This window comes from Paenibacillus sp. JZ16 (genome assembly GCF_015326965.1).
Lineage (GTDB): Bacteria > Bacillota > Bacilli > Paenibacillales > Paenibacillaceae > Paenibacillus_AQ.
Window position 1 is genome coordinate 34620 of record NZ_CP017659.1, and the last position, 12237, is coordinate 46856.

Sequence of the window (12237 nt, forward strand, 5' to 3'; positions counted from 1 at the left end):
TTTTTTTGTGATGACGACGTACCGCGGTTTATATAAAAAATAATTATAATCATACAGCCTATATGTAAGCGTTGGTTGAGGATGATACCCTTGAGTGCAAGGAGGGATATGATTTGAGTTTATTTCCTGTCACCTACTCGCTTCTATCCAAGCAAGCGGTAGGGTTACATATCCAACATCATTATGATATCGGCAGCGTTGTGAAAATTATTAGATCCCTCAGCGAAAATGATCTTGCCGCTGTCCCGTTTTTTGTTGCCATTCGGCAGCTTTGGCTTTTTGGATTATGTTTTCAAGATTCGGAGTTTGCAGGCATTGCCGACTATGATGAAGGTTTTATAGATCGCAAAATGCAGTATTTCAAGAGTTTGGGTTATGTCTAGAACGGAGGAGAGCATATGAAAGTTACCGTGGAGTTAACCGATTCTTCCACCAAATTTATCATTAATAATATATATCCGCTGTATTTGCATGATTTATCAGGGATATGGGGATGGCATTCGAGTGGATGGCATCCCGGCAGGATTTGCTCTGGTAGCAACCCCGCCATATACATATGGCAGTGAATTTTACATGAATGAGTTTTTAGTTTTGAAGCCCTTTCGAGGCAAACATGTTGCGGAGAATGCTGCATCACAAGTGTTCCGCAAGCATGCCGGCAGCTGGGAAGTCCAGACGAATGCCATGGATCGCAATACGCGGGCGCAGGCATTCTGGAGAAAGACGATGAGCAACTATGTTTCGGACTCACGCGTGCAGGAATTTGTGGCTGCGAGGGACGACAATGAGAAGCTGATCTTCCAGTTTGACTCATCGCTGGCATCATTGAAGTAAAGTTTGAGGGAAAGTCCAACCGGTCGATTACGATCGGTTGTTTTTTTGTTACCTTGTCAGGCATTCTTCAGCTTTTAAACTTTTATTTTGCCATTGATGTAGCGGAATGGAGAGTTTAGCCGTCTAAAGGGTATGGAGGTGGTCAACAGATGGCAAGGCCGGCCGGCCCTAACGACAAATCAAGATTTCCGTCTGAGCCCTCCCTGGCGCTGGAGCAATTCATGATGGAGTATGGCACTTCCATACTGCGTACAGCCTACTTCTACCTAGGTGATCGACATTTAGCGGAGGACGTTAGCCAGGAGGTTTTCCTGCGGGCTTTTCGCCATTGGACATCATTCCGGGGGGAGAGCAGTGTGAAGACGTGGCTGACGAAGATTGCAATTAATGCATGCCGGGATAAACTGGGTTTAAAAATGACACAAGAGCAACCGACGGACCCGCTGCTGCTGGAAAGCTCCGCACTCCGCAGTGTGGAGGAGGAAGCCATGGAGCGCCTAGATCAAACAACTATTCTTAAATATATTGCCGAACTGCCGGTTCATTATCATGAGGTTATTTACTTGTATTACTATCTTGACCTGGGAACTCGTGAAATCGCGGAAGCTACCGGAGCACCGGAAGGGACCGTTCGCCCGAAGGCTTCACCGGGCAAGAGAGCTTCTTGGCGAATACCTGGCAAAGGAGGGACTCGCACAATGACATTCCAGGACGACCAACTTCGGGACCTTATAAAAAACGAAGCGGATGACCTCCTGTTAGGAACCCTTCACTTCGATACGGATATGCAAGAGAAGGTAAAGCAGCTTGCAGAACGAGAACGAAAGCAGCTGGAGAATCAGGAGCGAAGAACGAAAAAAAGACGGTATCCATGGTTCGCCGGAGCAGCAGTCGCTGCTGCGCTCATCGGATTACTCCTCATTTTCGCTGAGCCTAACTTCATTAAAACTCCGGGAGCGCCTCCTGTGCAGGAGCCACCTGCGCTCCTAAAAGATCCTGGTCCTGATGCCCCGATCGAGAATCCGCCGGGTATTTCGAATAACGAACTACGAATTCTCGGCAGCTATGATGAGGCAAGGCAAGCCTTTGGTGATAAGCTTCGTATTCCGTCCTATCTTCCGGAGGGCTTCTCCCTTCATCAAATTTCGGTAACAGGTCCGAAAGAAGAGGCAGCTACGGAAGCGGTAATCAGTTACACAGCAGGCGACCGTTCATTCGGTCTGTTTGTAAACAAAGATGACAAAGTGAATATGCCCCAGTATTTCGATGAAAAAGTGGACTTGAACGGTGTCGAAGGCTATTTGATCAGAGGCGAGCCGATTCAAGACAACGGAGGGATGGTTCCTAATGTTCAGCTCCATTGGTACACAGATCATATTCACTTTATGATCTCAGGTCTTGTGAGTCAAGAGGAAGCCCTTCAAATTGCCCGGTCCATGGAACCGGTTATGAATCCAGATCCATAATCGATCATACAGAAAAATCAGGAGGTAATGAGATATGAAAAAGATAAATATGAAGCATTGGGGCAAGATACTGCTGTTGGGGAGCGCTTTGCTCGTAGTTGGGGCCGGTTCTGCCTTGGCTGCGCCGGATAGCGCGGTATCAACATCCTCGCACTTGGCTTCCGCGGCGGAAGATCGTCTGACTAACAAACAAGCGGAGATTGACGAATATGTTGCCGGTGCAGGTCAAGAAGAGCTTTCCGCACAGGGTTTTACTGTGACTCACACGGGGGTGGTCGGTGATAAGGTTGAGGTTGGCATTACACCATACAATGAACAGCATGCAGAATTCCTTTATGCGAAGTTTGGACGTGATATCGTTCAGGTGGTGGAAGGAGAGCAAGCGATTCTCTATGGAGCGAATGCGGCTGAAGCCGATGTGGTTGCAGCGGAAGAAGCGGGTCCGAGTCCATGGATCTGGGTCGGCGCGGCGGTTGTCATTATTGCGGGTGGACTGCTTATCGCCGGAAAAAAACGATCTCCACGGAGTTAAGAAATTGCACGGTTTAACCGTTCAAAACCGTATGAACCAATAGATGGACTAAATGAACCCAGGTTCCCGATCCTATCATCGGGAACCTGGGTTTTAATATGGGAAATGTTGTTTAAGCTGCATGGTTGATAGACTCAAGCTTATTGTGGTTATCCTTTACGGTGCGACTGGATTAAAGTATTCTGACCCGCAGCAAGGAGCCATGTGTCTTGATCCTTGACCATCACATAGATTGCCAAGCTACCTTGCCCGTCTTCGATGAGTTCCCCCTTCGATGTAGCCGGATACTGTCGTATATGCGCGATGGCCACATCCTGGCGTAAGAATACAAGTTTCTCAACGAAATACTTTGCGTATGAATGAAGAAGCGGCCCTTTTAAAACAACTTTATGTGCGTTATTTATTTGCTCCCAGCCTGAGAGCATCTCCCCCATCACATTGACCCAGGTGGAGTCTTGGGTAAAGTGACGGTCCAAGGCATCGGCATCATGTTGATTAAATGCCGATTCCAAATCGGCAATCGTTTGTCTAATGAAGCGACCTTCCTGCTCCTCTAATACCTTGTGATTTTCCTGGATGTTGGACATTGCGAATAACCTCCTTTTATTTTTACTGCATTATGGGCCGATACCTCTTCGGCCTTAACCATTGATTTCTGTGATTTCATCTTAGATGATAAGATATATAATTAAAAATATATTTTATGGCAGGAGCATATGCCTTCAGGTATATAAGCGAGAAGGGGATCATCCAGACGTTCGAAGACCTCGTTATTGATACAAGAAAAGATCGACATTACATCAAAACAATTCATACTTGGGGTATGGGTTGTTTTTTTATTTATGTTACAGGTGTCCCTTTTTTGGCAGAAGAGGTGTTATACAAACGTAAATAAGATTTACGCGGAGGTGCGTCTTCGAATTGGATTCGATAGAGGAGTGCGTGAGGCGCGTTAAGGCCGGTGAGGTGGATAGTTTCGAGCCTATCGTCGATACGTATAAAAAACAGATCTACATATATTGCTGCCGGATGCTCGGCTGCAAGCAGGACGCGCAGGATGCCGTCCAGGATATCTTCATCAAGGCGTTCACCAAGCTTCATACCTATCAAGCGAAGGTATCGTTCACATCATGGTTATACAAGATTGCCTATCATCATTGTCTTAATCTGCTTCGCAAGAGACAAGTTCGTATGCGAGTGAACCGACTCATCAAACCGGCAGGTTATGCTGATAGCGTGGAGCAGATGCTGGAGCGCAGGTGGTTCAGCGAACCGCTGGAATATGCCATGACCAAGCTTTCGGTTGAAGAGCGAAATCTGCTCGTGCTGCGGGTGTTCGAAGATAAGCCATTCACGGAGATTGCGCAGATTCTGGATAAGAATCTCAGTGCAGTGAAGAAAAAGTATGCTCGGATGAAACAGAAAGTCATCAAGCTGATTCAGGAGAAGGAGGGGACGGAGTTATGCGAGATTCGGGACAGCCGGAGCAAGATCGAATTCTGAGAGGCATGGAACTGCACTCCGTGGAAGAAGAGGTGGACGTGACCCCCGCCATCATGCACAGGGTGCGTCAAATTCACCAGAAGAAACAAGGAAGAAATGCCGGAAATCGTAAGAAAACCTTGATTATTGCGATGCTTACTGCGATTTTGATTCTTTCGTCTATTAGCGTTTATGCAAGCCAATACCTGATTCAGATCAAGAACAAGGAAGGCAAAGTTATTCTGTCTACCATAAAGCCATGGAAATACTCCGAGTCGGAATATAATTCCAAACGTAAAAAAGAGACGGAAGAAGAGCTGAGCAAGAGGTTAAAGCCCGGAGAACAGGCTGTATATTATATCAAGGATCAGCATCTGACTTCATCTACCAAAAAATATCCACTGAACTATTTTTATATGGCGACAAAGCATCCGAATTATCAAGAACTCGCAAAAGAAATTGAGGAGAAGGATGCGCCCCTACTTCGGAAACCTGATTATGTACCCGAAGGGTACCGATTTGATTTTGGACGGATTCAAATTAGAAACGAACCCGTGTGGGGAACACCGGGGTACGAAAGTCTTCTAAATGAACTTAAAGAGCAGGCGGAGAAGTCGGATGAAGAACAGGGACTGTACTATAAAATTGTTCCTTGGTCCAAGATTGCCTCTACAGGAATGGAATATCGTAAAGGCGATAATCGGATCAGGATTTTAGCTTTTGCACGAGAGAAGGGCCCAAAAGCTGGAGTGCTCACAAATCAAGCCGTAAAACTGACGGTAAATGGGAAAGAAATGATTTTTTCTGCCGATCAGACAAATGAAACGCGCAGCTTGACTTGGTTAAGCGACAGTGAAGAGGTGCTATATATAATTACGGATGATCCAAAGGATCCGCTATCCAAGGATGAGTTTGCGAAGATTGCAGCCGGTCTTGTTTCGGAATAAACGCTTTTCCATTATTTTTTACAAAATGTCCCTTTTGTTGTCGGCAAGGTGTTATATGAGATGAAATTCAACACTATTTTAAAAGGCCTTACCGCCGAAAGGAGCACGAATTTTACCATGATGAAAAACAAGATGAAGGTCGCTTTATTTCTCGCAGCAACGATGATGATCGGTTCCGCGAATGGTTATGCAGCAAGCACTGCAAGCATGTCTGTTCCGCAGACGAAGGCAGCGGCTTCTACTGCTATACCGGAGAAGACATCCGTATCGTATGATGATCGTATCAAGGAGCTCAGTAACAAACTTAAAGCAGGGCAGATGGTTGCGTATTATGTTGCGGACCAGGAATATAACCGGTTAGATGGATTTTACTTTACGTCTATAGGCTTTGTTCATACCAAGTATGCGGACTATGTGGCGAAGGCAAAGGCATTGAACGCTCCTACGCTTACCAAGCCTGCTGACTTGCCGAAGAGTTATTCATACCAGAACGCGATTTTATACTTAAAGAGTCCTGAAAGAACGTCTAGCTTGTACAAAGAAATTGAGCAGGAATTAAAAGCGAAGGCAGCAAACGGCGAGAAATTCGTATATTCCGACATCATGAAGTCGAATGAAGCGTCCGCGGCGGTTATGAATTTTGATAAAGGAAACGTAAAGCTTCAAGTCGTTGCGAGTTATATTGTCCCTGAACAGCCAATGGGTGGAACGCCTGTGCCGCAGAAGAAACCGAACGAGAAGAAGGAAACCATCGTCATTAACGGAGTGGAATGTGTCTACACAGCCGATTCCAAGGGAAGGGATCACCTGGATTGGGTGGATGAAGAGCAGCAGATCCGGTATAGCATTTGGGCGGAGAGCGCCAAATCGGATGTGCTGAACTATGCCAAGAAAATGATTGCGAAATAAGTTATTCTTAAGAGTCCATATTCATATTGACTCAACGCCAGTCTGTTTTTATTTTATTTCTCTATAGTCTAAGCTCTTTGAAATATCGAGCATAGGATGTTGTGTTCGGAAAAGTAAAGGAGGTTAGAACAATGGGTGAAGTTGGTGGATATGGCGGAGGATATGGTTCCGTTGGAGCAGTACTGGTACTCTTCATTCTCTTGGTCATCATCGTTTCTGCATTCGGATTTGGATTTGGAGTTTAATAGGTATTAAATGAAACCCGCACCGCTTGCCCGGTGCGGGTTTCTTCTGTATTAATGAGAAACCTGTCTGACGATTGGCGAGGTCCAACCATCATGTGGGACAGGCTCTAAAAGCAGGGACAACCATTTGTCGTATAACTCCCACGGTTTACCCGAATCCAGCAGTGCCTTGCAAGTATAGATCCCTTCCTCAACGGATCTGACCTTATCCGCCAACTGTAAACGTACAGCTCCATTCAGCAGAACCTGGTACATAAAAGCGATGTCCGCTTTGCCCTGCAGAACCTGTTCTGTAACATCAGCCTGTTCGGCGGGTGTCCAGCTTATGTCCGGAACGGGCGTATCAAGTCCGTAAGTTTCCGGATCGATGATATGGAGGCTGGCTTCACCGTTCTCAACCCGGTAAGTCCGCGTGGGCCGGTGAATGAACAGTTCATCGGAGCCTTCACTTCCCTGAATGATGATCGCTTTCCGATAACCGAGTTTTAGGATCAGTCGGCTTAAACGGTCAAAGACCGTGTTATGGTATACGCCGAAAGTTAGGAAAGGGGAATGGGCGTAATCCACAAACTTTTCGGCCGTATTGAGCACGGTCCGCATACCGAGCTCCTCCCGGATCGGGCGAAGATTCTTAAGCGGGGGACACCATTCCTCAGCATGTACATATAATACGCCAGATTGATGGGCTGCACGGATGCATGATTCTTTTGCCAGTAACGATCCGGATATCCCCTTCTCCGCGAGTATATCTGATAATGTGATCCCCCACTTCGGGGCAGTGATGCGGTTCCATGCAGAGTGACAGGCAGATCAGCAGCAGCCAGTACAAACGCGGTGGCTAACGTAGAGAAAAAAGAGGACTTTCTGCCATCATAAGGTCCTGCACAGTCTACACCCTCATGTACAAACGAACGGTCCGCATATTCACGGCAAACCTGCACAAATGCCTCCAATTCTTCCACGCTTTCCATTTTGATGCGTTCCGCAATGAAAAAGGCACCGATCTGAGCAGGGGTTGCCTGCAATCCGAGAATCGATTCTGCAGCCTGCAGCGCTTCCTCGTAAGTTAGGTCACGCGCGCCCCGCTTGCCGCGGCCGACTTCTTTTAATAAGTGGATCATGATTTTTTTGCACCTCCTGAACCGGTCTCCTGCAGCAATTGATACAACTTGACGATCGAGGTTGCGACATCCACCATTCTTTTTCTTTCATTCATCGCCTGTTTGCGCAGGACATCGTATGCTTCGGATTCCGAAATATTTTTCATCTTGCATAGAATGCCTTTGGCCATATCAATCCATTTACGCTCTTCAATGCGAGCAAGGAGCTGCGTTCTTTCGTTATGCCACTGCTCTCGTTCGTAAAAATGCTTGGAGCTAAAATGCAGCGTCCAATGCAGCTCATGCTCCTTCATGGCGGGAAATAAAAGTCCATCAATGATAACATCATCCTCACATGCTTCGAGAGATTGCGAAGCGGCATGATCGCTGCACCACCACAGAACCGGAACGCGCTTTTGTTGTTCAAGGGTATTGGACCACGATTTGATTGCGGCAACCGGGAGGTGGAGAACCGTTCCGTCTGCTTCCACGATTCCAGCCAGCGCTTGCTTCTCACTTCGGGCAAGGAGGACCTTGTATCCATAAGAACGAAGGATAAACTCCGGAAGAAGCGCCCTGGCATCTGTGTCACTTCGCTCTGAAGCAGGGACCGGATGGTGGATAACCAGCAATGAACGCATGGATTGACGCTCCTTTCATAAATGATATCCGTCAGATATAAGCTGTCAGTAAAAATAGATATTATGTTAAATTATATAACATATATCACAGGTGGATGTCGATATTTAATTAATTTTCTTCTTTTCATGTCAAATATGTTGACAGTTGGCACGAGGGTATTGTATATTTCCCTCAAGAACTTTAAATTTCGGATACAACGGTGTATCCCATTAGCGGCAAAGAAGCCTGCTTTCGTTCCGGTAAGAGTATGCCTACTCTACTGGAGCGAATGCAGGCTATTTTGGTTTCTGTAAGGCTTCTGATGAATCAACAAGTATATTCAAAGGTGTTAGACGGAGGGGAGCGCAAACCATGACAAAAAAGAAGTTAGTAATGATCGGGAATGGTATGGCAGGGGTACGGGCAATCGAGCATTTGATTAAGCTTACGCCTGAGGCGTATGAAATCACGATATTCGGATCTGAGCCGCATCCGAATTACAACCGGATTATGCTGTCTTCCGTTCTTGCAGGCGGAGCCGACATGCAGGAAATTATAATCAACGATTGGGATTGGTACAAAGAGAATAACATCCATCTATATAGCGGCCACACCGTAACCCGGATCGATACCAAGAACCGTAAAGTGTACTCCGATCAAGGAGCTGCGGCCGAGTATGATTCATTGATCATCGCAACCGGTTCGAATCCGTTTATGCTTCCTCTGCCTGGCGCAGACAAGGAGGGAGTTATTGCCTTCCGGGATATTAAGGATTGCGAGATTATGGTGGAGACTTCCAAAAAATATAAGAAAGCCGTGGTCATCGGCGGAGGATTGCTTGGTCTTGAAGCAGCAAGAGGACTGCTCCATCTCGGGATGGATGTTTCAGTGGTTCACCTTAGTCCCTATATCATGGAACGGCAATTAGATGAGACCGCTGCGAAAATGCTGCAGCTGGAATTGGAAGCCCAAGGCATGAAGTTCCTGCTTAGTAAAAATTCAGAGGCCATTATGGGCCGAAAGCGGGTCAAGGAGCTCCGCTTCACGGATGGGACGCGCGTTGAAACGGATCTGGTTGTCATGGCTGTCGGGATCAAGCCCAACGTCATGCTGGCACAATCCGCGGGAATTGAAGTCAACCGGGGAATTATCGTGAACGACTATATGGAGACGAGCATCCCGGGGATCTACGCGGTCGGTGAATGCGCCGAGCATCGTGGGATTGCGTATGGGCTTGTCGCTCCGCTCTACGAGCAGGGAGCCGTGCTCGCCAAGCATCTGGCAGGTGTGGAGACAAGTGGTTATGGCGGGTCCGTACTATCTACTAAATTGAAGATCTCCGGTGTAGATGTATTCTCGGCAGGTCATTTTGCAGACCCGGAAGGATCCAGGTCGATGCGGTACCAGGACGAAGTTGAAGGTGTATATAAAAAAATTGTCATCCGCGATGACCAGCTCATCGGAGCTGTTATGTTCGGCGATACGGGAGACGGGCCAAAGCTGTTCTCGCTCATGAAAAGCGGCGAATCCATCAAGGGCCGGGAGAAGGAGCTTCTGTTAGGCTTTACGGGTAACGCCGGTGCAGTATCGGCGGAACAGCGGCTGGCTCAGCTAGCGGATGATGAGATCATTTGCGGTTGTAACGGTGTGTCGAAAGAAACGATAAAAGATGCCATTCTCACGAAAAATTGCAACACCGTTGCTTCCGTTAAAGCTTGTACAAAAGCATCGGGATCCTGCGGCGGCTGCAAACCTCTTGTTGAGGGACTGGTTCAGTTATACGCCGGAGATGCAGCAGGGGAACCCGTAAAAGAAGGGATATGCGGGTGTACTTCGCTAGGACGGGATGAAATTATCGCAGAAATTACCCGTCTTGGACTTGGAACCGTCAAAGAAGTGATGAATGTGCTGGGATGGGAGAATCCGGAGGGATGTTCTAAATGCCGGCCATCGTTGAACTACTATCTGGGCATGCTGTTTCCGGAAACCTACGTCGATGAGAAGGAATCCCGCTTCACGAACGAGCGTTATCATGCCAACATTCAGAAGGACGGCACGTATTCCGTCGTTCCCAGAATATATGGCGGGGTGACGTCGCCTTCGGAGCTAAAGAAAATCGCGGAGATTGCGGAAAAATTCGATGTGCCGATGGTAAAGATTACAGGCGGACAGCGGATCGACCTGCTTGGCGTCAAGAAGGAGGATCTGCCGAAGATGTGGGAGGAGCTCGATATGCCTTCCGGGTATGCTTACGGTAAAGCGCTCCGTACGGTTAAAACTTGCGTGGGGTCCACGTTTTGCCGATTCGGCACCCAGGATTCCATAGGCATGGGCGTACGCTTGGAGAAAGAGTTTGAGCGGCTGAGCACCCCAGCCAAAGTGAAACTTGCGGTTTCCGGATGTCCTAGAAATTGCGCAGAAGCGACCATCAAGGATTTTGGAGTCGTAGCGATTGATGGTGGATGGGAACTGCACGTCGGCGGCAATGGAGGCGTTCATGTTCGGGCTACGGAGTTATTGTGCATCGTGAAGACGGAAGATGAGGTGCTCGAATGGGCCGGGGCATTTATCCAATACTATCGGGAAAACGCGCAGTGGAATGAGCGTACATCGGTTTGGATCGAGCGAGTAGGCCTGGATCATGTGAAAAAGGCATTAGAGAAGAAAGAGGACCGCGTCGCGCTCTTCTCGAGAATAAAGCTGGCTTTAAGCAAGCAGCAGGATCCATGGAAGGAAATTACGGCGGACAGCGGACTTCGTAAAAACTTCGTGCCTTTGCCTGATGCTGAACCAGTGACGAAATAGGGGGAATCCAAGGATGACGAAGCTTCATGTAGGATATGTAAACGAAATTGATCATAAGGGCTCAAGGACCATTGAGGTCGGCGGAACGGAAATCGCGCTGTTCCGTTTATCGGATGGGGATATTCTGGCTGTGGAGAACAAGTGCCCGCATAAAGGAGGAAAGCTTTCGGAGGGAATGGTGTGCGGGAAGCAGGTGCATTGTCCGCTGCATGATTGGAAGATCGATCTATGCAGCGGGCGGGTTCAAGAGCCGGATACGGGAAATGTTAACACCTATCAGGTTGAAGTTGATCCGGTAAGCGGCGCGATTTACCTGCAGGATCTTACGGCTTGACGCGAACCAGTTACCGAATTGCTGTAATTTCAGAGGCATTTCAATAGGTGAGTGATTGATTCATTAGAGGGGGTGCACGATATGGATTATGTGAAACCGAATCAGGTAATGGATGACTTGATCGAGGCCGGAGCCGCGAAAGCCCGGCTGAAGACTTCGCAGATGCTCATCCGCGGCATGTTATCGGGCGCCATCCTGGCGTGCGCCACCACGCTAGCTTTTACCGCTTCGGACCAAACGAATATCCCGATGGTAGGCGCGCTCCTGTTTCCGGTTGGCTTTGTGATGATTGTACTGCTGGGCTTAGAGCTGGTAACTGGAAGCTTTGCACTCTTACCATTAGCCGTCCTGCAAAAGAAGGCTTCAGGTTCCTCTATGGTTGCGAATTACGGATGGGTCATTCTCGGACATGTGATAGGCTGTCTGATTTATGGGGGCTCTATACACTTACCGCGACCAGGATGGGGACGGATATGAGTCATCCGCTTGTTCAGATGATCATCGACACCAGTGAAACAAAGACACTCGGTTATAAGGCACTGGGCGTGAGCGGCATGCTGCTGGTGGTGATCAAAGCTATGCTCTGCAACTGGATGGTGACGCTAGGCGTTGTCATGGCGTTTACGTCAAGTTCAACGATAGGGAAAATCGTTGCGATGTGGCTGCCCATCCTGGTCTTTTTCGGTCAAGGCTTCGAGCATGCCGTGGTAAATATGTTTGTGATACCGGCGGGCATGATGCTCGGGGCGGATGTCAGCTTGGCCGATTGGTGGCTCTGGAACCAAATTCCCGTATTAATAGGTAATTTTATTGGCGGAGCGGTATTTACCGGGGCGATGTTGTACTTATCCCATTTCGGATTCGGAAACCGCAGCGAGGTTAACCCGATTGGAAAGGTCCATCATGGACTCAGAGTTATGGAGGCGACAGCGGTTCCGGTCGATAAAAGACGATGAGGGCGG

At 48.0% G+C, this 12237-nt stretch carries 14 protein-coding genes and 1 pseudogene; 12 read left to right on the forward strand and 3 right to left on the reverse strand.

Annotation, left to right across the window (positions count from 1 at the left end):
* Positions 1–113 precede the first annotated feature (113 nt).
* The 4 genes from BJP58_RS33385 (at position 114) to BJP58_RS00200 (ending at position 2832) form a co-directional block, all read left to right on the forward strand.
* Positions 114–383 (forward strand): hypothetical protein, encoded by a 270-nt coding sequence (locus tag BJP58_RS33385; RefSeq protein WP_233354835.1) that lies wholly within the window; start codon positions 114–116, stop codon positions 381–383.
* Between the two features lie 190 nt (positions 384–573).
* The gene (locus tag BJP58_RS33390) at positions 574–834 is read left to right on the forward strand and encodes a hypothetical protein (protein WP_233354836.1); all 261 of its coding nucleotides are present in this window, start codon (positions 574–576) and stop codon (positions 832–834) included.
* A 149-nt stretch (positions 835–983) separates the two neighbouring features.
* Positions 984–2300: a sigma-70 family RNA polymerase sigma factor gene (locus tag BJP58_RS33395; RefSeq protein WP_233354837.1), complete on the forward strand. Its 1317-nt coding sequence runs from the start codon at positions 984–986 to the stop codon at positions 2298–2300.
* A gap of 34 nt (positions 2301–2334) precedes the next feature.
* A complete protein-coding gene (locus BJP58_RS00200; RefSeq protein WP_194542272.1) occupies positions 2335–2832 on the forward strand; it encodes a hypothetical protein in 498 nt (165 codons plus the stop codon).
* 149 nt (positions 2833–2981) lie between these two features.
* Here the strand turns inward: BJP58_RS00200 and BJP58_RS00205 are convergent, their stop codons facing one another.
* Positions 2982–3419 (reverse strand): SgcJ/EcaC family oxidoreductase, encoded by a 438-nt coding sequence (locus tag BJP58_RS00205; RefSeq protein ID WP_194542273.1) that lies wholly within the window; start codon positions 3417–3419, stop codon positions 2982–2984.
* A gap of 379 nt (positions 3420–3798) precedes the next feature.
* Between BJP58_RS00205 and BJP58_RS00210 the strand changes: the two genes are divergently transcribed.
* From BJP58_RS00210 to BJP58_RS00225, 4 genes are all read left to right on the forward strand, one after another.
* Entirely contained in the window at positions 3799–4335 is a 537-nt protein-coding gene (locus tag BJP58_RS00210; protein ID WP_233354838.1) for an RNA polymerase sigma factor, read from the forward strand.
* Positions 4296–5261 carry a superinfection exclusion B family protein gene (locus BJP58_RS00215; protein ID WP_233354839.1) on the forward strand — a complete coding sequence of 322 codons (966 nt, stop codon included), beginning with the start codon at positions 4296–4298 and terminating at the stop codon, positions 5259–5261. The genes BJP58_RS00210 and BJP58_RS00215 overlap by 40 nt, the downstream gene beginning before the upstream one ends.
* Positions 5262–5378: 117 nt before the next feature.
* Positions 5379–6170: a hypothetical protein gene (locus BJP58_RS00220; protein ID WP_194542275.1), complete on the forward strand. Its 792-nt coding sequence runs from the start codon at positions 5379–5381 to the stop codon at positions 6168–6170.
* 131 nt (positions 6171–6301) lie between these two features.
* Positions 6302–6415 carry a sporulation protein YjcZ gene (locus BJP58_RS00225; protein WP_194542276.1) on the forward strand — a complete coding sequence of 38 codons (114 nt, stop codon included), beginning with the start codon at positions 6302–6304 and terminating at the stop codon, positions 6413–6415.
* A 51-nt stretch (positions 6416–6466) separates the two neighbouring features.
* Here BJP58_RS00225 and BJP58_RS00230 read toward each other — a convergent pair.
* Positions 6467–7536, reverse strand: a pseudogene (locus BJP58_RS00230) (anthranilate phosphoribosyltransferase).
* Positions 7533–8156, reverse strand: coding sequence for an ANTAR domain-containing response regulator (locus tag BJP58_RS00235; protein ID WP_194542277.1), 624 nt, complete (start codon positions 8154–8156; stop codon positions 7533–7535). Before BJP58_RS00235 ends, BJP58_RS00230 begins: the two are co-directional and overlap by 4 nt.
* A 352-nt stretch (positions 8157–8508) precedes the next feature.
* Here BJP58_RS00235 and nirB point away from each other — a divergent pair, with 352 nt between their 5' ends.
* From nirB to BJP58_RS34070, 4 genes are all read left to right on the forward strand, one after another.
* Positions 8509–10941: a nitrite reductase large subunit NirB gene (nirB, locus tag BJP58_RS00240; protein ID WP_194542278.1), complete on the forward strand. Its 2433-nt coding sequence runs from the start codon at positions 8509–8511 to the stop codon at positions 10939–10941.
* A gap of 13 nt (positions 10942–10954) precedes the next feature.
* The gene (gene nirD, locus BJP58_RS00245) at positions 10955–11275 is read left to right on the forward strand and encodes a nitrite reductase small subunit NirD (RefSeq protein ID WP_194542279.1); all 321 of its coding nucleotides are present in this window, start codon (positions 10955–10957) and stop codon (positions 11273–11275) included.
* A gap of 81 nt (positions 11276–11356) precedes the next feature.
* Positions 11357–11752, forward strand: coding sequence for a formate/nitrite transporter family protein (locus tag BJP58_RS34065; protein ID WP_336245432.1), 396 nt, complete (start codon positions 11357–11359; stop codon positions 11750–11752).
* Positions 11749–12231 (forward strand): formate/nitrite transporter family protein, encoded by a 483-nt coding sequence (locus BJP58_RS34070; protein WP_336245433.1) that lies wholly within the window; start codon positions 11749–11751, stop codon positions 12229–12231. Before BJP58_RS34065 ends, BJP58_RS34070 begins: the two co-directional genes overlap by 4 nt.
* The last annotated feature ends 6 nt before the right edge of the window (positions 12232–12237 follow it).